The sequence below is a fragment of the Thiomonas sp. genome, assembly GCF_054608695.1.
The window spans coordinates 1-22,232 of record NZ_JBTRXV010000053.1 but is presented as its reverse complement, the minus strand read 5'-3'; the positions used below and the strand labels follow the sequence as shown (position 1 = coordinate 22,232).

The window sequence follows — 22,232 nt, the reverse complement described above, 5'->3', positions numbered from 1 at the left end:
GTGTGCGCTCACTTAAGAAAGCTGTGCTGCACAAAAAATAGGCGCAATTCTTGCTTTCAGCGGCCGATTCCAATACGCTTTGAGTCTGACGCGCCGCATGATGCGCCTCCCGCGGCATCCAGTTTGGTCGCGACGCAACATCGGTTGGACTTGTGGGCATTGCTGCAAACCTGTCGCATCGCAAGCGATTGCAGGCCAAACTGCAAGCCGAAGCACAGGCCAGAAGCACAGGCCAATCACGCATTTCATTCACCCCCGGCGAGCGTTTTCCACCGGGGTTTTCGCAAACTGGCCCATTCATCGTTCGTGTACAGGTTCGCAGCCCCGATCCAATCACCTGTTAAACCGGGCCAGCGCATCACCCGGGCATTGGCACTGTGCATCGCACTGTTCGGCCTGCAACTTGCAGCTTGGTCTGCAGGCGGCGTCCAGGGTTGGGGCTTGGCCCAGGGGCGCGAACGGCATGCCGAAAGTTGGCGCGATGAGGCCACGCCAGCCGTGCGTGCTGGGGAACTTCCGCGTGAAGCCCAGCACACACTGCAGTTGATTCGGCAGGGAGGGCCCTTCCCCTACGCGAAGGACGGCATTGTTTTTGGAAATTATGAACACATCCTGCCGCAGCGGCGACGCGGCTATTACCGCGAATACACCGTACCAACCCCGGCAAGCCGCAACCGGGGGGCACAACGCCTTGTCTGCGGGGGACCTCCGCGCACCCCCGATCTCTGCTACTACACCCATGATCACTACGCAAGTTTCCAAGCCATCGCTCACTGAGGCCGAGGGCGGGGTCAATCTCAAACTCCTGCGCCCGAATATCGTGCAGTCGATCCGCGCCTTTCGCGTGCCGGCGCTGATGTCCGCCGCGCAGGACGCCGGCCAGCACTTCCTCTACGCCAATCTGGCCGAGGCCACGACCAAGCAGGAAGTGCTGGAAATCGTGGCGCGCTCCTTCACCTTCCCCAAACATTTCGGCAAGAATTTCGACGCCCTGCGCGACTGCCTGACCGACATGATCCAAAGCTCGGGCAAGCAGCCGGGCTTCGTCATCGTGCTGGAACAGTTGCCCATGACCCAGCGCTTCGACAAGGAAGCGCGCGAAACCCTGCTCGACGTCTTCCGCGACGCGGCCGATTTCTGGTTCGAGCAAGGCGTGGAATTCCGGGTTTTCTATTCTTTTCTGTAACCCGCGCGCCGGACCGGACGGCGTTGCGGGGCGAAGACGAACCGGGCTCCCGACTCAGCGGCAAACTGGCCTATGCGCCACCCGCACCCTGGTATGGCGCGTGGGTTGCCGAAGCTGCCTGAGGTTGTCTGAGGTTGCCGGAAGGGACCTTGACCCTTGCTTGAACCCTTGCCTCAGCCTGGGTTCAATTCCAGCGCCAGGCGCACATACTCGGCCACGCTCACCTCTTCGGCGCGGCGCTTGATGTCGAAATCTCCGGCATAACCCCGGCTGGCGAGCCAGGGCTCCAGCGCATGGCGCAGCAGCTTGCGGCGTTGCGAGAACGCCGCGGCGGTCAGGGCTTGCAACACGGCGGGATCGAGGCCCGACAGTTCAGCCGGCGGGCGCGGGTGCATGCGCACCACGGCCGAATCCACCCGGGGCGGCGGCGAGAACGCCTGCGGCCCCACGTTCAGCACATCCCACATGGCGTAGCGCCACTGCAGCATGACCGACAGCCGGCCGTAGTCGCTGCAGGCGGGCGGCGCCACCATGCGCGCCACCACTTCTTTCTGCAGCATGAAATGCTGGTCATGCACCGCGCTCGCCGCGCTCATCAAATGGAACAGCAGCGGGCTGGAGATGTTGTAGGGCAGGTTGCCGAAAATGCGCAACCCGGAGCCGAGACCGGCAAAGTCCAGTGCCAGCGCATCGGACTCGATGACGCGCACGCGCTCGGGTTCGCGCGTGCGCCAGCGCGCCGCGAGGTCGCGGTCGAGCTCGACCACGGTCAGTTGCCGGGTGCGGTCGAGCACCGGCCAGGTGAGCGCGCCCAGTCCGGGGCCGATTTCCACCAGCGGCTGACCGGCGCGCGGGTCGATGAGGCCGACGATCTCGGCAATCACCCCGGTGTCGGTGAGAAAGTGCTGGCCGAAGCGCTTGCGCGCGGTGTGCCCGGCGATGCGGGTCGGGCCGGCGGTGGTGCCGTGGCGGCTAGAACCGGCCATGGCGGCGACGTGGCATCACACGGTTGGTCAAGCGCTGGGGCTGCATGGCCAGCGGCATGCCCAGCGCGGAATCAGGAGTCCGCATCCGGGATCCGCACATAGGTGCGCGCGCGCACGTCTTTCACCAGTTCGTTGAAGTCTTTCTCTTCTTTTTGCTGCAGCAGGATGTTGCGCGCCACGGCGCGCTCCTGATCCTTGCCGAGGGCGTGTTCGCGGCGGTCCACCAACTGCAGCAGGATCACCTTGCCGGGCAGCGTGATGGGCTGGGACACCTGCCCCGGGTTCAAGCGGTTGAGCGCGGCGTCGAGCGCCGGGGGCAGCTGTCCGGGCAGCACCCAGCCGAGATCGCCGCCTTTCTTGCCCGTGGCCACATCCTGCGACAGTTCACGCGCCTTGTCGGCGAATTGCACCTTGCCCTGCTCGACGGCGTCGCGAATGCTCGCCAACTCTTTCACGGCCGCTTGGCGTGACTTGCCGCTGTTGACGTCGAGGACGATCTCGCTCACCCGGCTTTGCATCGCCGTGGCGGCGCCAAGCTGGCCGCCCTGCTCGGCCACCAGCTTCAGGATGTGGAAACCGGCGGGGCTGCGGATCACGCCGCTGATCTCGCCCGGCTTGAGGCCGCGGATCGCGTCCATGAACAGGCCGGGCCACTGGCTGGCGGGGCGCACGCCGAGGTTGCCGCCATTTTTCGCCTCCGGGCCCTGCGAGTATTCCATCGCCAGCTTGCTGAAATCACGCCCCTGCCTGAGCTTGCTGAGGGCCTCGTCGATGCGCGCCTTGGCCTGCGCCACCTGCTCGGGCGTGGGCTGGCTGGGCAGGGGAATGAAAATTTGTGCAAGTTGAATCTGGGTTTGCGCAGCCAGCGGCTGTTTCGCCTGTTTGGCCAGATAGTCGTCCACCTCCTGGTCGCTGATCTTGATGCGCGCGGCCACCTCCTGCTGCCGCAGGCGGCCAATCAATATTTCACGCTTGACTTGCTCCTTGTATTCGCTCCAGCCCAGCCCTTCGGCGGTGATCTGCTTGCGGAATTGCTCGACGCTGAGCTTGTAGCCAGCAGCCACCTGGGCGATGGCCCGGTCCACCGCATCGGCACTGACGACGATGCCGCTGTCCTCGGCGTATTGCGCCATCGCCACCTGGTCGATCAGCTGGTTCAACAGCTCGGCGCGCAGCTGCGCGATGGGCGGCATTTGCGCCCGTTGCTGCGCGATTTGCTGCTCGGCCGCGCGCACCCGCAAGTTCAGGTCGTACTGGGTGATGACCTGGCTGCCCACCACCGCGGCAATGCCGTCGCTGCCTTGTTGCGATCCGCCCCCGGACAAGGCCGCTTGCGGCGTGGCGGGGAGCTGTGGGGTTTGCATCAGCGCCGAGCCCTGGCCCGAGAGTCCGGGAGCAGACTTCAAGCCAAGACCTTGGGCGCCGGCCGCACCGCTGAGCAGCAAGGCAGCCAGGGCCGTGGCGCGGCGCAGGGAGAAATTACTCATAGTTGAGATAACGGCTGGGAGGCGCCGTGGGTTGGTTCAGCAGTTGGTAACCGGGGATATTTTGCTCGAATGCCGACAAGGGATTGCCGATCACGCTCAGACGGGAAAAGCCCGTGAGCTCGAGCTGGAATAACAGGCGGGTGGATGCCGTGAACGTGGACAGCGAATTGCGCTGCACCGCGATGCGTGCCAGCCAACAACCGCCGTTGTACTCGAAACCCAGCAGGCCGTCGTTGAATTGCTTGTCCAGAATGCTGTAGTTGGCCTGGCCGACCGAGTACCAGCGGTTGGACAACTGCCACTGCCAGGCCGTGTTGACGTACTTCAAGGGAATCTGCGTTGCCGTGGCGCTTTGCACCTGGTAGGACACGCTCACGCGCCTGAAAGAATCGGGGTTCCATTGCGCGCCCACGGCGGCCTGCACCAGTTGCCGCAGGCGCGTGTTGTAGTCGATCGCGGCATTGGCGCTCCAGCGCGGATCGAGCGAAACGCTGGCCAGCGCAAAGCTGTCGTTCAGACCCGCCGGCACGGGCGGGCCGGTGAGCGTGACCCGCTGCTCGCGCAGCAGCACGCGTTGCGCCAAGGTCAGCCGGGCGTATTCCGCGCCGGTGGCATTGTCGAGAAAACGGGTGGTGACGCCGCCGGTGATGTTGTTGGCGTCGGCGATGCGGTCGCTGCCGGAAAAGACGTTGTCCACATAGATGGTGGACAGGTTCAGATCCAGCGGGGCGCTGTCGAAATTCGGCAGGTATTGCTGGTTGCTGTAGGGCGTGTAGACGTAGTAGAGCCGAGGCTCCAGCGTCTGCGTCACGTCATGGCCGAAGAAGCGCGTCTTGCGCTCGAACACCAGCCCCGAGTCCAGGCTGAAGGTGGGCAGGTTGCGCGTGGCCGTGGTGGCGCCGTTGGCCATCGCGGTGTCGGTGCTGTAGTAGGTGCTGTTGAACGACAGTTTGGGCGTGATGAAGCCCTCCGGGGCGATGAACGGCCGGCTGATGCTGGGGTTGATGTACACCCGGTCGCCCGACAGCAGCCCGGGCGTGGAATTGGTGAAGCGCGCGGCCTCGGCCTGCAACTGCCATTGCAGGCCGGTGTAGTTGTCGCTATGCCAGGTGCCGTACAGCCGGGGTTGGGTGTTGTAAGGCACGCCGATGGGCGAAGCCGGATTCTGCAAAGTCTGCCACTGGTTGAAGCTGGCCTGGATGGAGCCGTTGGGCTGGCTCCAGGTCACCTGGCCTTGTTGCGGCAGGATGCGGTTGGCGCCGATGACGGGGTCCACACCGCCGAAATCCTGCCACCAGTTGTTGTCGGACACGCGCTGCAGATTCAGGCCGTAGCTCACGCTGGGCGCCAGTGCGCCGTTTTGCTGGAACACGCCGGCCCAGCGCTGGCTGCCGCCCGCGGCGCTGTCGGACGGCATGTAGTCGATGAAGCTGCGGCCGGAGAAACTCGGCTCCAGCCAGCGCAGTTCGGCGCTGCCCATGAAGCCCCGGCGCTGCAGCAGCCTGGGGGTCAGGGTGGCGTCGTAGTTCGGCGCGATGTTCCAGTAATACGGTTGGGCGTAGTCCAGGCCATTCTGGCTGTCCAGGCCGATGGTGGGCGGCAGGAAGCCCGACTTGCGCGCATCGCTCAGCGGAAAACTGGCATAGGGCAGCGGCAGAATGGTGACGCCCTTGAACACCACGCGCCCGTCGTGCGCCACGCCGGTATTGTCGGCCGAGTCCAGCTCCAGGTCGGTGGCCTGCATGAACCAGTCCAGCGGGCTGGCGGTGCAGGTGGTGTAGGTCGCATTCTTGGCCTCCACCCGGTTGTGGCTCAGAAACTTCACCACGTCGGCGTGGCCGTGGCCTTGCGTCCGGTTGAAAAAATAGTGCGCCTGCGGCATCTGCCCGGTGCCCGAGGCCAGGTTGTACTGCAGGCTGGGGCCGCTGAAGACATTGCCGTCGCGCACGACGCGCACATCGCCCTGCGCATCGATCGCGTCCTGGGCGATGTCATAGTGCAAGCGCTCGGCCTTGAACACCACGCTGTGCTTGCGCAGCTCCACGTTGCCGCTGGCGTTCATGTCGATGTCGGTCTGGCCGGAAAGCTGGTCGGCCCAGATGAACAGGGGCTCGCGCATCTGCGCCGCCGGTGAAAGACGTTGCGCCAGATCCAGACTGGGCGTGAGCTGCAGCGCGTCCGTTTCCTGCGGCGGCGTCGGTGGCGCAACCGCCTCGGGGGCTTGTTGCGCGCCGGCCGGCGCCAGCTCCGCCAGCGCCAGGCCCAGCGCCGCCGCGAGCAGCCGCAGGCGCGGCCTGCGCGGCGGGCGGAAAGGGGTCGGCGGGGACTTGGGCACTGGGCGGGGACGGACGGGTTGGGCCGGTGTGGGATGGATGCTGCAGGACGGACGACGCGGTTGCTTGGACGCGGGCCGAAGACTGCGGACCGGACGACGGGAGCCGGGGCGCTCGCAAGCGACAAGCGAGCAACAAGCGCACCCTAAAATCCTCGCGGATTATAGGAAGCCATCCCGCTTGCGCGTGCCGCGCCCCTTCCTTGCGCACCGCACTGCATCGCTATCCCGCATCTCGACCCACATCTCGGGCCTTTGCGTCCCCGCCCAGAGCCCGCACGACCTTGAGCCCCATGCCACAGCCGCACCCCTTGCAGTCCACGCCCCAGACACCCGCCGTCCCAGCAGATGCCCGTCTGCAAGCCCTGTATGCCTGGCTCGCCACCGCCCCCAGCGGCATGCAGGTCGATGTCGCCAGCCTGCAACCCGCCTCCAGCGATGCCAGTTTTCGGCGTTACTTCCGCGTGCAGTTCGCGGCGCCCGCAGCCGGCAGTTGCATCGTGATGGACGCGCCGCCGCCGCAGGAAAACATTCGCCCCTTCCTGCAGGTGGACGCGCTGCTGCGCGCCGGCGGCATCTCTGCCCCGCAGGTGCTGGCGAGCGATGCGCAGCAAGGCTTCATCCTGCTGTCCGACCTGGGCTGCACCACCTATCTGCAGGCGCTGCAAGCCGCGCGCGCGGCTGGCGACCGGCCGCGCTGCCTGGCGCTGATGCTCGACGCGATGGACACGCTCGTGCGCCTGCAAGCCCTCCCCGCGCCCGAGCTGCCCGCCTACGACGCGACGCGGCTGCGCACCGAGCTCGAACTCTTTCCCCACTGGTATGTGGGACAACACCTGGGCGCCACGCTCAGCGCCGACGAGCAGGCCGGGCTGCAGCAGGTGTTCGGCGCCCTGCTGGCCAACAACATGGCGCAACCGCAGGTGCTGGTGCACCGCGACTATCACAGCCGCAACCTCATGCTGCTGGACGCGGGCCAGGAGCAGGGCAACCCCGGTGTGCTCGACTTCCAGGACGCGGTCATCGGCCCCATCACCTACGACCTCGCCTCGCTCTTGCGCGACGCCTACATCGCCTGGCCCGAAGAGCAGCAGCTCGACTGGGCGATTCGCTACTGGGAGCGCGCGCGCAAGGCCGCCCTGCCGGTGGACGCCGACTTCTCCGTCTTCTACCGCGACTTCGAGTGGATGGGCCTGCAGCGCCACCTCAAGGTGCTGGGCATCTTCGCCCGGCTGTGGCACCGCGACGGCAAAGCGCAATACCTGGACGACCTGCCCATGGTGCTGGCCTACACCCGCGCCACCGCGGCGCGCTATCACGATTTCAACCCCCTGATGCGCCTGCTGGACCGGCTGCAGGGCGTGCAGCCGCGCACCGCCTACACGTTTTGAGCGGCGCCAAAGTTTTGAGCCCCCCCGAAAGTTTGCTTCAGCCATCCATGCGCGCCCTCATCCTCGCAGCCGGGCGCGGCCAGCGCATGCGCCCGCTCACCGAGCATGCCCCCAAGCCCCTGCTGGCGCTGGCGGGCAAGCCCATCATCGTCTGGCAGATCGAGCGCCTGCGGGATGCGGGCATCGTCGACCTGGTCATCAACCTCGGCTGGCTGGGCGCGCAAATTCCAGCGGCGCTGGGCGACGGCCGCGCCTTGGGCGTGCGCATCGCCTACTCCGAAGAACCGCAGGATGCGTATGAAACCGGTGGCGGCATCGCCACCGCGCTGCCGCTGCTCGGGGGCGCGGGCGGCGCCCCGTTCGTGGTGGTGAGCGGCGACATTCACACCGATTTCGACTACGCCCGGCTGCACGCCGCCGCCGCGCGCATCGCCGCCGCGCCGCAAACCACCTCGGCGCATTTCGTCCTCACCGACAACCCGCCGCACCACCCGCAAGGCGATATGGCGCTGGACGCCTCTGGCCGGGTGCGGCGCGACGGCGTGCGGCTCAACTACGGCAATATCGGCGTGTTCCACCCCGCCCTGTTCGCCAGCCAGCCGGTGCGCCAGGCGTGGACGCTGTTTCCCTGGATGTTTGCGGCAGTGGACGCCGGCCGCGTCAGCGGCGAGCACTTCCGCGGCGCCTGGCACAACCTCGGCGCGCCCGAGCAACTGGCCGTGCTCGACGCTGAACTGCGTGCTTCTGCAGCAAGGTGCTGACCCAAGCCGAACATGGCTCGGGCGGCAAATCCACCGATGCTCCACGGCCAAATCCAGCGGACTAAGCTGTCACTGCGCTTCATCGAGCCGCAACTTCGACGCCACACGCTCCCCAATTCCTCCAAACCCATGAACACACCCGCCCCCCAACTGCTCGAGCGCTGCGCCGAGCGTCGCGCCCGGCTGGCGGCGCACATGGCGCAAGCTGGCGGCGGCGTGGCCATCGTACCCACCGCGCCGGAAGTCATGCGCAACCGCGACGCCGACTTTCCCTACCGTCACGACAGCTACTTCTACTACCTCACCGGCTTCACCGAGCCCCAAAGCCTGCTGGTGCTCACCGTGCAGGCCGATGGCAGCCACCAGGCCACGCTGCTCTGCCGCGAAAAAGACGCCGAACGCGAAATCTGGGACGGTTTCCGCTTCGGCCCCGAGGCGGCGAAGGAAGCCTTCGGTTTCGACGCCGCCTTGCCCATTGCCCAGCGCGACGCCGCGCTGCCGCCCTTCCTTGCCGACCGGCCTGCGGTGTGGTGGCCGTTCGCCATCCACGCCGGCTTCGAGACCCAGGTGGAGGGCTGGCTGGCCGCCGTGCGCGCCCAGGCCCGCGCCGGCCGCCGTGCGCCCGCCGCGCAGTACGATCTGTGCGCCGTGCTCGACGACATGCGCCTGTTCAAGGACGACTTTGAGCTGGCCGTGATGCGCCGCGCCGCCGCCATCTCGGCGCAAGGCCACCGCCGCGCCATGCGCCGCTCGGCCGAAGGCAGTCGCGCAGCGCCGACCGGGGGCCTGCGCGAATACCACCTCGAAGCCGAGCTGCTGCACGCCTTCCGTGCCGGCGGGGCGCAGGCGCCGGCCTATGGCAGCATCGTCGCCGCCGGGGCCAATGCCTGCATCCTGCATTACCGCGCGGCCGATGCCACGCTTCCGCCCGGCAGCCTGTGCCTGATCGACGCCGCCTGCGAACTCGACGGCTACGCCAGCGACATCACCCGCACCTTTCCGGTGGACGGGCGCTTCAGCGGCGCGCAGCGCGCGCTGTACGACATCGTGCTCCAGGCGCAGCACGCCGCGCTGGACGCCACGCGCGCCGGACGGCGCTTCAACGACCCGCACGAAGCCGCGCTGCGCGTGCTGGCGCAAGGCCTGCTCGACACCGGCCTGATTGCCCGCGACACCGCGCCCGACGTCGACGCCGTGCTCGCCACCGGCGCCTACCGCCGCTTCTACATGCACCGCACCAGCCACTGGATGGGCATGGACGTGCACGACTGCGGCGACTACACCGAACCGGGCGAGGCGCCGCAGCCGCAAGCCGACGGCAGCGCCAAACCCGCCTCGCGCATCCTGCGCCCGGGCATGGTGCTGACCATCGAGCCCGGCCTGTACGTGCGCGCGGCCGACGACATTCCGGCCGCTTTCCACGACATCGGCATCCGCATCGAGGACGATGTCGTGGTGCGCGCTGGCGGCGCGGCCTGCGAGGTGCTGACCCACGCCGCGCCCAAGGCCGTGGCCGAGATCGAAGACCTGATGCGCGCGTGATGGCGAGCCCTGCCAGCACGCCAACCCAATGACCGCGATGACCCAGCTCGGACCTGCGCGCACGAGTCAGGCGGCGGCTGCCGGCGCCGCCCCGCTGCGCATCGCCATCATCGGCGCCGGCCCCGTGGGCCTGAGCGTGGCGCTGCAACTGCATCAGCTGGGCGCAGCGCTCCAGGTCGCGGTATTCGACGCCCAGCCCGACGCCGCTGCCGCGCTGGCCGACCCGCGCGTGCTGGCGCTGTCCGAAGGCAGCCGCCAGTTGCTCGCCGCCGTCGGCGCCTGGCCGGAGCAGGCCGCCACCGCCATCCGCCGCATCCATGTGTCGCAACTGGCGCCGGGCCTGGCCGCGCTGCCGCGTGTGCTGCTGCAGGCCGACGACACCGAGCTGCCCGCGCTGGGCTACACCGTGCGCTATGGCGAGCTGCTCGCAGCGCTGCAGGCTGCGGCGCGGCACGCCGGCATCCATGTGCAGTACGGCCGAGCCGTGCAGGCCGTGCCGGATGCCGATGGCGGTCACGTCCACCTCGTCCACCAGGGCGCTGCGGCCATGTCTTCGCAAAGCGAAACCGGGGCAGCCATCGACACACCCACAGCCACGCCGCCACCACGAAACACGGCCGATGCAGCTTCCCCGACACTTGCGGCAAGCGCGAGCCAACCCGCGCCTGCAAGCGCAGCGCCCAGCTACGACCTCGCCATCCTCGCCGAAGGCGGCGCCTTCCACACCCAGCCGGCGCGCGCCCTGCGGCGCGACTACGGCCAGCAGGCGCTGGTCGGCCGGGTGCGCTGCGACCGCCCGCATGCAGGCCTGGCGGTCGAGCGCTTCACCCCGGGCGGCCCCGTGGCGCTGCTGCCGCGCGGGGCGGACTATGCCCTGGTGTGGTGTGCCCCGCCCGCCGGGGCCGAAGCCATCCGGCAGTTGGACGCGGCAGCGCAAATCGCCGCGCTGCAAGCCCTGCTGCCCGCCGTCTGCGGCCGCGTCACCGCGTTGCAGATTGCCGGCAGCTACCCGCTGGGCCTCAATGCGCAGTGGCGCGCGCGCCAGGGCCGCGTCGTGCAACTCGGCAATGCCGCGCAAACCCTGCACCCGGTGGCCGGCCAAGGCCTGAACCTCGGCCTGCGCGATGCCGCAACCCTGGCACGAGCGCTCGCCTCTCCAACGACCGCTGCAACGCCAACCCCTGCCGACCTCGACGCCCTGCTGCGGCGCTACGACCGCAACCGCCTGCCCGACCGCGCCGTGCTCCTCGGCCTCACCGACCTGCTGGCGCGCGGCTTCACCTGGCAAGCCCCCGGCGCCGCCGCCCTGCGCGCCGCCAGCCTCGCCGCAATCACCTTGCTGCCACCGCTGCGGCGGCATTTGCAAAACCGCATGGTGTTCGGCTGGCGTTGAGCCGAGCACGATCGAGACGCGGGGGCGACCTCATCCCCCATGCGCTGCCGACCATGCCGCAAGGCGGCGTTGATCGGCGCATCCATCTTCCTCCTCTGCGTGGCGTCAGCGTCGTACAGCGCCGCTTCTCCTGCGTCGCCGTTGGTGTCTCCCGACCCTCCGGCCCGATTGGCCCATTTCCCGAGATGTCCCATGAAACCGTCCTTCCATCGTGTGCTTGATCGCCACGGCCGCCCGGTCTCGGGCCTGAGCGGTGGACAAGCCACGTTGCTCGACAACGGGGGGGGGGGGATGCACGGCCCGTCTCGGGCAATGGCAGCTTCACCTTCCCCACATCGGTGGTGAATGGCTATGCCGTGACCATCGGGACCCAGCCTCTACGCAGCCTCTACGCCTTCGGGGTGAGTCCGGATGGTGCCCACCCTGAAGCCGGTCTCATCCTGGACGCCAGCGGCAACCTCTATGGCACCACCAACGGCGGCGGTGCGAGCGGCAACGGCACGGTCTTCAAGATCACCCCCTAACCACCGTTTCCGATAAACCTTGAATCGAGAATCGCCAGCACGACACATCAACGGCTTGGCGTTTTCGGTTCCGTGGCTCGATTGCCCGCCAGGCGCGGCCGCGTCAAACCGGTCTCCAGAAACGATGTGGCGCCTGTGGCTTCAGCCGATGAGGCGGTGCCCCAAGGCCGGCAGGCTGGTGCGGACCTCGGCAATCCTCGCGGGATCGATGGCGGCAACCACGACGCCCTCGCCCTCGGCCTGCATCGCCAGCACCTCGCCCCAGGGGTCGACGATCATGCTGTGGCCCCAGGTGCGGCGGCCGTTTTCGTGGCGCCCGCCCTGGGCGCTGGCCGCGACATAGGCCAGGTTTTCAATGGCGCGGGCGCGCAGCAGCACCTCCCAGTGCTTTTCGCCGGTGGTGTGGGTGAACGCGGAGGGGACGAGGAAGACGTCGCAATGGCGGACGGCCCCCACGGGCGCTGAAAGCTGGCGGTACAGCTCGGGGAAGCGCAGGTCGTAGCAGATGGACAGGCCCACACGCAGGCCGTCGCAGTCGAAGGCGACGGGTTCGCTGCCGGGGGCGATGCTGTCGGCTTCGGCATAGCGCTCGGCGCCGCGCTCGAAGGCGAACAGGTGCATCTTGTCGTAGCGCGCCACTTGCTGGCCCTGGGGGTTGAACACCAGGGTGGTGTTGAGCACGCGCCCTGGATCGGGGCAGGCCAGGGGCATGGAGCCGCCGGCCAGCCACAGGCCGTGGCGCCGCGCGGCGTCTTGCAAAAAGTGCTGGATGGGACCGTTGCCGGGCTGCTCGCGCAGCCGCACCTTGTCGCCCTCGGCGGCGCCCATGAGGCAGAAGTATTCGGGCAGCACGGCGAGTTGCGCGCCGCGCCGCGCGGCTTCTTCGAGCAGGGCGTCGGCGCGCTGGAGGTTGGTGTCGACCCGGGTGGACGAGACCATCTGGATGGAGGCGATCTGCATGGCTTGTTCCTCGTTCGAAGCTGCGTTTGGAGTGCGTTCTGAACTGCGTTTGAAGCGTCAGGGTGATGCTGCGCGCGCCGCCTCGCTGGCGGCCGCGGCCGGGGTGGTGCTTGCTGCGGCGGGTTTGTCCTTGTCGCCATCGACCTCGCGCACATCGGGCTTGGCCCAGGTGCCGGTGACGCGGTAGCCGTAAGTGAAGGCTTTCATCAGCGGCTTGCGCGCAATCAGCTGGGCGATGAAGGTGCCCAGGCCGATGGCGGGGTTGATCAAAGCATAGGCCAGCGAGGCCGAGCCAGCGTTGATCTCGGGTACGACGATCACATACAGGTCCTGGGTTTCCTGCGCGAGGTTGGCGCTGCCGTCGATGAACACGGTGGCGGCCACGCCGCTCATCTTGAAGTCGTGGGTGGTGGCGATGCCGTCCTGCACCTGCACGTCGGTGCCCATCTTGTCGAAGACGAAGCCGGACTCGAACAAGTCGCTGAAGTTGAACAGCAGCCGGCGCGGCAGGCTTTGCAGGCTGAGCACGCCCAACAGCTTGGCGATGCCGGGGTCGGCCTTGAGGAACTGGCCCTTGCCGAGGTCGAGGCTGAACTGCCCCGACAAGGTTGGGTAGTCGGGCGACAGGGGCGACCCAATCCACGTCACCGTGCCCTGCATCGTGCCCTTGCCGCCCTTGAGCAGGCCGGGCTTGCCCAGCCGCGCCAGCAGCGAGCCGGCGTCCTGAATGGCGAGCTTGAAGCCGATGGAGGTGCGCCGCGGCGCCAGGTTGCCCGCCGCAGCCGCCGTTGCGGTCGCCGCTCCGGTCGCGGCCCAATCGCCGACCCCGGTGAGGGTGGCGTCGGGCGAGTCGAGCGCGAAGCGGTCGAGGCGCCATTCCTTCACGCCGCCCTGGTCGCGGTTGGTGGCCTGCACTTCCAGCCGGCTGAAGGCGTGGCCGTGGAGGTCGACGTTGTCGGCCACCACATTCAGCGCCGGCATGTTGCGCGGCTGCCGCTCCAGCATGCGTTCGACATCCGGATCGGCATTCTTCGGCAGGCTCAAATGCGTGAGGCGGGCGGTGATGCTGCCGGGCGCGTCGCCCTGGCCCATCTGCCAGGCCACCGCGCCCGCCATCTGCCGGCTGGCGAGATTGGCCTGCCACAGCGAGCCGCTGCGCGTGGCGCCCAGCACCACGTTGTCGAACACGCGGCCCGACACGGTGAGGCGGCCCACCCGCAGGGCCAGGGTTTGCGGCAAGTAGCCCGACACATCGGCGCCCGAAACCTGGCCGCCGAAAGCAGCTTGCGCACTGCCCGAGGCGGAGAGAGCCCGCTGCCAGGCATCCACATCCAGCAGTGGCAGCACCACGCTGGCCTGCACCCCGCTGGCTGGCTGCACCAGTTCAGCCTGGGGACCGAGGGCGATGCCGCCGCTTTGCAGCACCGCGCCCTGTGGCGTGATGTTGCGCACGAAACGCGCGCGCAAATCGCCGCCGAGGTCGATGCGCCAGAGGCTCTGCACCGTGTCCGTCGCGGCGGCGGCCGTGTCGATGCTCTGGCTGAAATGGAGGGTGTCGGTCGCGTCGGCCGGCTTGCCCAGCGGTGGTGGCAGGTCGATGGCCATGCCCACCAGGCTGCTCTGCAACTGCACCTGCGGCTGCAAACCCTGCGGGGTGTGCGCCACATGGATCTGGGCGGTGTAGCGCGCCTGCCCCTGCAGGTGGTGCAGCAGGTCGGACCATTGCGCCAGCCGTGGCGCGGCCTGCAAGGCCTGCGAGGTGGTGATTCCGTTGGCGACGAGGGCCAGCGCCTGGCCACCGCCCTGGCCACCGCTCAACTGCAGCGGCCCACCGAGAAAGTTCTGCGCCGTGAGCTGCAGCTTGAAGCCGCTGTCGGTGAAGTTCACCTGTCCACGCACGCCATCGAACGGCGGCAGGCTGGGCAGGTAATCCACCTGGTCGCCCTGCAGTTGGAGCTGGCCGCTCACGCTGGACTGTTTCATGTCGTGGAAGGGCAATTGCAGCGCCAGATCGAGCTGCACGGGGCCGCTGGCCTGCACCTGGCTGAGCGCATGGCCGAGCATGGCGTCGAGCGGGCTTTCGCGCACATAGCGCAGCGCGTCTGCGGCCTGGGCCTGGGCCTGGCCGCTGGCGCTGAGCACCGGCTTGGCAAAGTCGGCCAGGCTCAGGTTCACCTGCTTCAGGCTGGCGCCATAGACCCGGGCCGAAACGCCCTTGGCCTGCAGGCTGTGGCCGGTGAATTCCAGCAGGCCGTTGATGCGGCTGAACACGGGCCACTGGGCGTTGGCGTGCACGTTGTCGGCCCGCGCCTGCTCGCCCTTGGGCAGGATGTGGAGTGGCGCGGCGTTGAACACGCCGTTCTCGATGCGCGCCTTGACGCTGAAGCTGCCGGGGCTGCCCGGCTTGTTGAAGGGAAAGTCGGCCAGCGGGCCGTGCACGACGAAGCGCACGTCACGCGAACTGCCGCCGGCGATGGCCGTGCGCAGAAAATCGCGCGTCGCCTCGGGAATGCCCAGCGGCAGGTAAGTGGGCACGGCACGGGCGTCGGCGCGGGTCAGCTGCGCGTTCAGGTCGAGCAGGCCGGGGCCATGCGCCTGGGTGGTGTAGCGAAAGCTGGCGCTGCCGGCGGCGTCCGGCGTTGCCAGTTGCAGGCGCGCGGTCTGCGCGGTCCATTGCCCGTCGGGCTGGCGGCTCCAGCTCAGCCGGGTGGCGAGTTGCTGCACGCTGAAACGCGGCGCCTCGAAGACGGTGGGCAGGGCGATGCTGCCTCGCTGCAGGCGCAAATCGGCCTGGCCGCTGTTCTGGTCGGCCTGGACGCTGCCGCTCAAACCCTCCACGCCGGGCAAGCCGCGTGGCAGGCCGCTGGTCTGGGCGGCAACGGCACCCACGGTGGCACCCTCAGCGCCCCCCTCGGCGATGGGCAGGCCCCGCGCCGCGTCCGTTGCGGGCACCTGCCCTGGGCTGTTCCAGCCCAGCCCGCTGAAGCTGGCTTGCAGCGTGTAGCTCGCCGGCAGCGCGCTTGCCGCGGCGCCAGGCTGGTCTTGCCAGTTGAGCTTGAGTCGATCGATGCGGCCGCGCGGCTGCAGTTGCTCCAGGCGCGCATGCCATGCGGCTGGCAATGGCAGGTGCTGCGCCACGGCGGACAGCGCCGCGAGTTCCAGCGCCCCGGTGCTGAGGCTGCCGCTGGCGCCCTCGCCGGGCGGATGCTGCAGCCGCAGGCTGGCGTTCACCGCGGGGAAGCGCTGGCCTTGCGCGGTGGTGAACCGCAGCCCGGTCACGCCGAGTTGCAGCCCGCCTGCCAACGGCTTGCCGCTGACGCGCCCGCGCACCTCCGCCAGCGCCAGCGTTGGCAGCGCCGGGTCGAGTTGGGCCTGGGCGTTGCGCAAAGCCACGTCGGCCGTGACCTGCCCCAGGTTGAATTGCTGGCCGACGTCGACCCAGGCGCGCAGCGCCCCGGTGCCGCCTTGCACCTGCAGCGGCAGCGGCAGGTAGCGCGCCAACTGGCCGAGATCGACGCGCGGCAAGTCGGCCCAGAGCGTGCCTTGCCAGCGCGCCAGGTCACCGGTGTGGCGCAGGAAAAAAGGCTGGCGGAAATCGGCCTTGACATCGAAAGGCGCTGCAAGCCCCGGCGGCGGCGTGGCCGTGAGCGCGGCACGGTGGTGCAGCAGGCCGTTGTTCAGTTCCAGGTTGACGTCACGCAGCAACAGGGGCGGGGCGCCGCGCGCCTGATCGGTCCAGGTGATCTGGCTGTGCTGGATCAGGATCTGGTCCTGCTTGAACAACCAGTCGGCGAAGCGCTGGCCAGCGCCGCTGCCCGAGGCGCTCAGGTTGAAGCGGATGCCGCCGACGTCGAGATGGCTCGCGTCCGGCCGGGTGATGCTGAGTTGCGCGCCGCGAATGACCAGCTGATCAAAACTCAGCTGCAGCCGCGGCAGGCTTTTCCACGAGGGCAGCGCCTCCACCGAGGCGAACTGCAAGGCGGGCCGGCCTTGGGGATTGTCGATCACCAGGTTGCGCAGCGACAGTGTCGGCAGCAGCCCGGTCCACTGGCTTTGCACCGCGCCGATATGCACCGGCAGGCCGAGCGCGCGGCTGCTGGCCTGTTCCATCCACGGGATGAATTCCTGCGCGTTGGGCAGCACCGCGTAGCGCAGGGTCAGCAGCCCGACGGCCAGCAACAGATAGCTGATGACCACCAGGGCAATGGCGGCTTCCAGCAGGCGGGTGGCCAGTTTGAGGGAGATGTGCAGGGCGGACACGGGCCGTTCTCGATTCGGGTGGCGTCGCCATCGTGACGTGGATCGCTGCACCACGATGGCCCATGGTAGTGAACGCGCCAGCCCAGGCTGCGCGCACTGGTTTGTCGCCGCGTTGTCACGTCGGGTGGATGTCGTGCGACATCCACGCAACATGGCTGCGCCGGCGCAAGACCCAACCGCAGCAATGGGCGCGCGGCTGCAATATGCTGCGGCCCATCAAGCAATTCGCTTGGCTTGGGCTCTGCGGCCCAACCCGTTCATGCAACTCGACGCGTTCTCCCGTTTTCACCGCCGCCACGCCACCCGCCTGGACGATGTGCTCGCCCTGTGGCCGGCCGGCTTGCCGAGCCGGGCCGAGATCGACGCCGCCATTGGCGCCCTCCAGCCGCATCAACCCCTGGCCGCCACGCTGCGCCGCGTGCGCAACGCGCTGATGCTGCGGCTCATCGAACAGGACGTGCTTCACGACGCGCCGCTTGCGCAGGTGTGCCGCTGCATCAGCGACATGGCCGAAAGCGCCATCGCCCACGCCCTGCAGCACGCCAGCGCCGAACTCGAACCCCGCCACGGCACGCCGCGCACGCCCGAGGGCGCCGTGGCGCAGTGCCTGGTGGTGGGCATGGGCAAGCTGGGCGGGGCTGAACTCAATGTCTCGTCGGACATCGACCTGGTGTTCGTCTACGACCTCGACGGCGAGTCCGACGGCCCGGTGCCGCTGTCGAATTTCGACTATTTCTCGCAACTCGTGCGCCGCGTCGTGCCGCTGCTGTCGGACCCGACGGCCGACGGCTTCGTCTTCCGCGTCGACACCCGCCTGCGGCCCAATGGCGACAGCGGCCCGCCGGTGGTCAGCCTGGCCATGCTGGAAGAGTATTTTCAGGTGCAGGGGCGCGAGTGGGAACGCTTCGCCTGGCTCAAGAGCCGCGTGGTCTCGCCGGTTGCGAGCAGCCAGGCGCAAGTGGCCTCGCAAGCGCTCGAAGCCGTGGTCGAGTCCTTCGTGTGGCGCCGCTACCTGGATTTCGCCATGCTCGAAGCCCTGCGCAGCCTGCACCGGCAGATTCGCATCGAGGCCATCAAACGCGCCGCCGCGCGCCCCGACAAGGCCAACGACGTCAAGCTGGGGCGCGGCGGCATCCGCGAAATCGAATTCATCGTGCAACTGCTGCAGGTGGTGCGCGGCGGCCGATTGCCACAGATACGCTGCCGCAACACCCTGCAGGCGCTGCCACTGCTGGTGGAGGCCGGACTGCTGCCGGCGGACACCGGCGTGCGTCTTGCCGAGAGCTACACCTTCCTGCGCCGGCTGGAACATCGCATCCAGTACCTGGACGACGCCCAGACCCACAGCCTGCCGACCGACGACACCGACCTCGACCACCTCGCCCAGGCCATGGGCCCGGCCTTGCTGGCCGCTCATCCCCAGGTCAAGCGCCCGACCTGCGGGCTGCTGCGCGAACTCGACGCGGTGCGCGAATTCGTCGCCGGCGAGTTCGACGCCCTGCTGCATGCCGGGCCGCGTTGCGTCGGCTGCAAGAAACCGGCCGACTCGCTCGATGCGCTGCGCCACAGCCTGGCCAAATCGGGCATTGCCGGCGAGGCCAGCCATGCGCGGCTGAAGGCGCTGGAGCACTCGCCGCGCTACACGGCGCTGACCGAGGCCGGGCGGGGGCGCATGCTGCGGGTGATCGAACGCGGCATCGCCATCGCCGCCAGCAGCCGCGACCCCGACCTGACGCTGGCGCGCCTGCTCGACGTGTTGGAGGCCATCGGCCGGCGCGAAACCTATCTCGCCTTCTTCGCCGAGCAGCCGCAGGCGCTGACCCGCCTCATCAGCGCGCTCGACGCCTCGAGCTGGGCGGCCGACTACATCAAGCGCAACCCCATGGTGGTGGACGAACTGCTCGACGCGCCGCGCGAGCGCTTCAAGGTGGAAGACTGCATCGCCTACTGCGAGCAGCAACGCACCCGCTTGCTCAAGCGCACCGCCTGGGATGCGGGCGAAGGCCTGGACATCATCCGCCGCGGCTTTCACACCGAGCTGTTCCGCACCCTGGTGCGCGATCTCTCCGGTCAGCTCACGGTCGAGCAGGTGGCCGACGATCTCTCCGCCCTGGCCGATGCGAGCATCAACCAGGCCATCCGCTGGTGCTGGAACGAGATGCCCCAGCGCCACCGCGAGCAACCCGCTTTCGCCGTCATCGCCTACGGCAAGCTCGGCGGCAAGGAGCTGGGCTACGGCAGCGACCTCGACCTCGTGTTCCTGTTCGACGACCCCCACCCCGACGCGCCCGAACGCTACGGCGCCTTCGCCCGCAAGCTGGTGTGGTGGCTCACCGCCACGACCGCCGCCGGTCACCTGTTCGAGATCGACACCCGGCTGCGCCCCAACGGCAACGCCGGCCTGCTGGTGACCACGCTCGACGCCTTTGCCGCGTACCAGCTCGGCCGCGGCAGCAACACCGCCTGGACCTGGGAACATCAAGCCCTGACGCGAGCGCGCTGCTGCGCCGGCGATGCCGGCATCGGCGCGCGTTTCGAGGCCATTCGCGAGCAGGTGCTGCGCATGCCGCGCGACGCCGCGGCGCTGCGCCATGAAATCATCGCCATGCGCCGCAAGGTGGCCGATGGCCACCCCAACCGCACGGCGCTGTTCGACCTGAAGCACGACGAAGGCGGCATGGTCGATGTGGAGTTCGCCGTGCAGGCGCTGGTGCTGGAACACGCCCCGGCACATGCCGAACTGGTGGCCGACGTCGGCAATATCGCCCTGCTGCAGCGGGCCGAGGCGCTGGGCTTGCTGCCTGCGGGCGTGGGCCGGGCCGCGGCGGACGCCTACCGCCAGTTGCGCAAATTGCAGCATCAGGCGCGCCTGAGCGGCGCCCTGCATGCGGCTCATGTGCTGCCCGAAGTCGTGGGCCACGAACGCGCTGCCGTGCGCGCGCTCACGGCAGCGGTGTTCGGCGCGACACCTTCAGCCGAACAGCTGTCCGAACAGCAGTCACGGCACCTTGCCGCGCCGACGCTGCGGGCGTGAGCGAAAGCGCCAAAACGACCGCTTTGCTACGATGCGGCGATGAACAGCCTGACCGAACTTCGCCGCCACAGCGCCATCGCCGCCGACACTGCCGAGTACCTGCAACTGCCCCGGCTGCAGCCGCAGGACGCCACCACCAACCCCAGCCTGGTGCTGCGCGCCGCGCGTCTGGCGGACTACGCGCACGTGCTGCAATCCCCTGAGGTTGGTGACGCCGCGCGTCATGACCCCGACTTGGCGATGGACCGCCTGCTGGTGCGCTTCGGCTGCGAGATCCTGCAGCGCGTTCCCGGGCGCGTCTCCACCGAGATCGACGCCAGGCTGTCGCACGACACCCAGGCCACAGTGGCGCGCGCGCGCCGCATCATCGCGCTCTACGCCGCAAGCGGCGTGGCCCACGAGCGCGTGCTGATCAAAATCGCCACCACCTGGGAAGGCATCGAGGCGGCGCGGCTTCTGGCGGCCGAGGGCATCGCCTGCAACATGACCCTGCTGTTTTCCTTCGCCCAGGCGCGCGCCTGTGCCGCCGCAGGGGTGCAGCTCATTTCGCCCTTCGTCGGCCGCATCACCGACTGGTATCGCCAGCAGGCCGGCACCGCCTGGAACGCCGGGGCCATGCGCGGACCGAACGACCCCGGGGTGCAGGCGCTGCTGCGCATCTGGCGTTTCTACAAGGCGCGCGGCATCGCCACGGAGGTGATGGGCGCGAGCTTTCGCGAACCCGCGCAGATCGCCGCCATCGCCGGCTGCGAGCTGCTCACCGTGTCGCCGGCCCTGCTGGACGCGCTGGCGCAATCCACCGAGCCCATGCCGCGGCAACTCGATCCGCAGAACGCCGGCACCCCGGAGGACGACGCACCGCTGCCGCTGACGCGAGCGCAGTTCGACGCCGCACTCGGCGCCGACCCGATGAGCAACGCCAAGCTCGCCGAAGGCATCGCGCAGTTCAGCGCCGATACCGTCGCGCTGCTGGACTCGCTGCGGGCCTGAGCCTGGCGCGCACGGCCTGCGCGCGCCCCGCAAACCCCTTTCCCTTCCTTCCACCCGCATGGCCCGCCTGCATCTGCCCGGGCCGCTGTCGGCGGGCCTGCTCGATTTGCCACGCGACATCGTCCGCCATGTGCAGGCGCTGCGCCTGCGCGTCGGCGACGATCTCACCTTGTTCGACGGCCGCGGTGGCGAGTGGCAAGGCCCCCTGGTCAGCCCGCCGCCAGCGGCGCGCGTCGAACTCCTGCGCCATGTCGCGGTGGAGCGTGAACTGCCCTGGGCGGTGACCCTGGCGGTGGGCATGCCGGCCAACGAACGCATGGACTGGTTGGTGGAAAAAGCCACCGAACTCGGCGCTGCGCAGGTGCAGCCGCTGATGACCGTGCGGTCGGTGCTGCGGCTGGACGGCGAGCGCGCCGCGCGCCGCGCCGCGCACTGGCAGGCCGTGGCGCAAGCAGCGTGCGAACAATGCGGCCGCAACCGCCTGCCACAGATCGCCATACCCACGCGCCTCGACACCTGGTTGGCCAGCCTGCCACCGGCAACACTCAGCGGCTCTGGCGCGGCGGGGCGCTGCATGTTGGCGGCCCCCGGCGAAGGCCAGGCGCTGCCCTTCGCCGCCTGGGCCGCAGGGTTGGCCAGCAGCCAAAACCTGCTGGCGCTGAGTGGCCCCGAAGGCGGACTGAGCGCGGATGAGATCGCCCTGGCGCAACGCGCGGGTTTTGTCGCCGTCAGCCTCGGGCCGCGGGTTTTGCGCGCCGAAACGGCACCGCTGGCGCTGCTGGCGGCACTGGCCGCGCAAGTTCCGCCGCACTGATGGGCGGCGGCGCGGCGACCGGCTCCACGGCAGCCGGCGACACCCTCCCGGGCAAAACCAGATCAGCATGCGCTGCCTGCGATCCCAGCGGTTGCATGCTGCCGAACTCCCGCGCGAGATAAGCCTCGCCATGCTCCAGCACGAAATAGCGAAAGGCTTCGGCCGAAGGCGAGAGCATCTTGCTTGAGGTATTGACCACATGCCAGCGCCGCACCAGCGGCAAGCCCTCCAGATCGGGCACGCCGATCATGCTGGCGCGCAATTCCATGCCAATGCTGTGCAGCGACAGGAAGCTGATGCCCATGCCCGACATCACCGCCTGCTTGATGGTCTCGTTGCTCGCCAGTTCCATCTCCGTGCGAACCTCCACCCGGTATTCGCGCAAGTATTCCTCCATCGCGGTGCGCGTGCCCGAGCCGCTCTCGCGAATGATGAAGCCATAGTTGGACAGCGCGCTGGCCGGGCTCTGCTCGCCGAACATCAGCGGATGATCCGGCGCGCAGACGATGCCCAGCGGGTGCGCCGCGAACGGCTCGGACCGGGTTGCGATTTCGCGCGGCGGCCGGCCCATG

At 68.8% G+C, this 22,232-nt stretch carries 16 protein-coding genes; 10 read left to right on the top strand and 6 right to left on the bottom strand.

Translation table 11 applies throughout. The features are described from left to right. Positions 1-396: 396 nt before the first annotated feature. A complete protein-coding gene (locus tag ACYCUK_RS15635; protein ID WP_461595628.1) occupies positions 397-777 on the top strand; it encodes a ribonuclease in 381 nt (126 codons plus the stop codon). Further along, entirely contained in the window at positions 740-1,186 is a 447-nt protein-coding gene (locus ACYCUK_RS15630; protein ID WP_112484558.1) for a barstar family protein, read from the top strand. Before ACYCUK_RS15635 ends, ACYCUK_RS15630 begins: the two co-directional genes overlap by 38 nt. Before the next feature lie 173 nt (positions 1,187-1,359). Here the strand turns inward: ACYCUK_RS15630 and rsmA are convergent, their stop codons facing one another. The 3 genes from rsmA to ACYCUK_RS15615 all read right to left on the bottom strand — a co-directional run bounded on the left by rsmA (position 1,360) and on the right by ACYCUK_RS15615 (position 5,994). Further along, the gene (gene rsmA / locus ACYCUK_RS15625) at positions 1,360-2,172 is read right to left on the bottom strand and encodes a 16S rRNA (adenine(1518)-N(6)/adenine(1519)-N(6))-dimethyltransferase RsmA (RefSeq protein WP_461595621.1); all 813 of its coding nucleotides are present in this window, start codon (positions 2,170-2,172) and stop codon (positions 1,360-1,362) included. A 71-nt stretch (positions 2,173-2,243) separates the two neighbouring features. After that, on the bottom strand, positions 2,244-3,659 hold the full coding sequence (locus ACYCUK_RS15620; protein ID WP_461595620.1) for a peptidylprolyl isomerase: 1,416 nt from the start codon (positions 3,657-3,659) through the stop codon (positions 2,244-2,246). Further along, entirely contained in the window at positions 3,652-5,994 is a 2,343-nt protein-coding gene (locus tag ACYCUK_RS15615; protein ID WP_461595619.1) for an LPS-assembly protein LptD, read from the bottom strand. The genes ACYCUK_RS15620 and ACYCUK_RS15615 overlap by 8 nt, the downstream gene beginning before the upstream one ends. Positions 5,995-6,284: 290 nt before the next feature. On the opposite strand from ACYCUK_RS15615, the gene ACYCUK_RS15610 reads away from it, so the two are divergent. From ACYCUK_RS15610 to ACYCUK_RS15590, 5 genes are all read left to right on the top strand, one after another. After that, positions 6,285-7,382 (top strand): aminoglycoside phosphotransferase family protein, encoded by a 1,098-nt coding sequence (locus ACYCUK_RS15610; RefSeq protein ID WP_461595627.1) that lies wholly within the window; start codon positions 6,285-6,287, stop codon positions 7,380-7,382. A 47-nt stretch (positions 7,383-7,429) separates the two neighbouring features. Continuing rightward, positions 7,430-8,143, top strand: a complete 714-nt coding sequence (murU, locus tag ACYCUK_RS15605; RefSeq protein WP_461595618.1) for an N-acetylmuramate alpha-1-phosphate uridylyltransferase MurU — start codon at positions 7,430-7,432, stop codon at positions 8,141-8,143. A gap of 129 nt (positions 8,144-8,272) precedes the next feature. Further along, on the top strand, positions 8,273-9,685 hold the full coding sequence (locus ACYCUK_RS15600; RefSeq protein WP_461595617.1) for an aminopeptidase P N-terminal domain-containing protein: 1,413 nt from the start codon (positions 8,273-8,275) through the stop codon (positions 9,683-9,685). Between the two features lie 28 nt (positions 9,686-9,713). Further along, complete coding sequence (locus tag ACYCUK_RS15595; RefSeq protein WP_461595616.1) at positions 9,714-11,078, top strand: FAD-dependent monooxygenase; 1,365 nt, start codon at positions 9,714-9,716, stop codon at positions 11,076-11,078. Between the two features lie 341 nt (positions 11,079-11,419). Further along, the gene (locus ACYCUK_RS15590; RefSeq protein WP_461595615.1) at positions 11,420-11,602 is read left to right on the top strand and encodes a choice-of-anchor tandem repeat GloVer-containing protein; all 183 of its coding nucleotides are present in this window, start codon (positions 11,420-11,422) and stop codon (positions 11,600-11,602) included. 141 nt (positions 11,603-11,743) lie between these two features. Here ACYCUK_RS15590 and ACYCUK_RS15585 read toward each other — a convergent pair whose 3' ends face one another. Together ACYCUK_RS15585 and ACYCUK_RS15580 are read right to left on the bottom strand one after the other, a co-directional pair. Then, a complete protein-coding gene (locus tag ACYCUK_RS15585) occupies positions 11,744-12,562 on the bottom strand; it encodes a carbon-nitrogen hydrolase family protein (RefSeq protein ID WP_461595614.1) in 819 nt (272 codons plus the stop codon). A 57-nt stretch (positions 12,563-12,619) separates the two neighbouring features. Beyond that, positions 12,620-16,822: a YhdP family protein gene (locus tag ACYCUK_RS15580; RefSeq protein WP_461595613.1), complete on the bottom strand. Its 4,203-nt coding sequence runs from the start codon at positions 16,820-16,822 to the stop codon at positions 12,620-12,622. Between the two features lie 259 nt (positions 16,823-17,081). Here ACYCUK_RS15580 and glnE point away from each other — a divergent pair, with 259 nt between their 5' ends. The 3 genes from glnE to ACYCUK_RS15565 are packed head-to-tail and all read left to right on the top strand — an operon-like array spanning position 17,082 to position 21,660. After that, complete coding sequence (gene glnE, locus ACYCUK_RS15575) at positions 17,082-19,856, top strand: bifunctional [glutamate--ammonia ligase]-adenylyl-L-tyrosine phosphorylase/[glutamate--ammonia-ligase] adenylyltransferase (RefSeq protein ID WP_461595612.1); 2,775 nt, start codon at positions 17,082-17,084, stop codon at positions 19,854-19,856. Positions 19,857-19,895: 39 nt separating this feature from the next. Beyond that, entirely contained in the window at positions 19,896-20,846 is a 951-nt protein-coding gene (locus tag ACYCUK_RS15570) for a transaldolase family protein (protein ID WP_461595611.1), read from the top strand. A gap of 58 nt (positions 20,847-20,904) precedes the next feature. Next, entirely contained in the window at positions 20,905-21,660 is a 756-nt protein-coding gene (locus tag ACYCUK_RS15565) for a 16S rRNA (uracil(1498)-N(3))-methyltransferase (RefSeq protein ID WP_461595610.1), read from the top strand. Here the strand turns inward: ACYCUK_RS15565 and ACYCUK_RS15560 are convergent. Beyond that, on the bottom strand, positions 21,575-22,232 hold a 658-nt coding region (locus ACYCUK_RS15560), incomplete at its 5' end, for a LysR substrate-binding domain-containing protein (protein ID WP_461595609.1). The two genes, ACYCUK_RS15565 and ACYCUK_RS15560, sit on opposite strands and share 86 nt — an antisense overlap.

What these genes read in the sequence shown, in the direction of transcription:
- murU (WP_461595618.1), top strand. Translation starts at nt 7,430, where the DNA reads ATGCGCGCCCTCATCCTCGCAGCCGGGCGCGGCCAGCGCATGCGCCCG.
- ACYCUK_RS15610 (WP_461595627.1), top strand. Translation starts at nt 6,285, where the DNA reads ATGCCACAGCCGCACCCCTTGCAGTCCACGCCCCAGACACCCGCCGTC.
- ACYCUK_RS15570 (WP_461595611.1), top strand. Translation starts at nt 19,896, where the DNA reads ATGAACAGCCTGACCGAACTTCGCCGCCACAGCGCCATCGCCGCCGAC.
- ACYCUK_RS15630 (WP_112484558.1), top strand. Translation starts at nt 740, where the DNA reads ATGATCACTACGCAAGTTTCCAAGCCATCGCTCACTGAGGCCGAGGGC.
- ACYCUK_RS15595 (WP_461595616.1), top strand. Translation starts at nt 9,714, where the DNA reads ATGACCGCGATGACCCAGCTCGGACCTGCGCGCACGAGTCAGGCGGCG.
- rsmA (WP_461595621.1), bottom strand. Translation starts at nt 2,172, where the DNA reads ATGGCCGGTTCTAGCCGCCACGGCACCACCGCCGGCCCGACCCGCATC.
- ACYCUK_RS15620 (WP_461595620.1), bottom strand. Translation starts at nt 3,659, where the DNA reads ATGAGTAATTTCTCCCTGCGCCGCGCCACGGCCCTGGCTGCCTTGCTG.
- glnE (WP_461595612.1), top strand. Translation starts at nt 17,082, where the DNA reads ATGCAACTCGACGCGTTCTCCCGTTTTCACCGCCGCCACGCCACCCGC.
- ACYCUK_RS15600 (WP_461595617.1), top strand. Translation starts at nt 8,273, where the DNA reads ATGAACACACCCGCCCCCCAACTGCTCGAGCGCTGCGCCGAGCGTCGC.
- ACYCUK_RS15565 (WP_461595610.1), top strand. Translation starts at nt 20,905, where the DNA reads ATGGCCCGCCTGCATCTGCCCGGGCCGCTGTCGGCGGGCCTGCTCGAT.
- ACYCUK_RS15585 (WP_461595614.1), bottom strand. Translation starts at nt 12,562, where the DNA reads ATGCAGATCGCCTCCATCCAGATGGTCTCGTCCACCCGGGTCGACACC.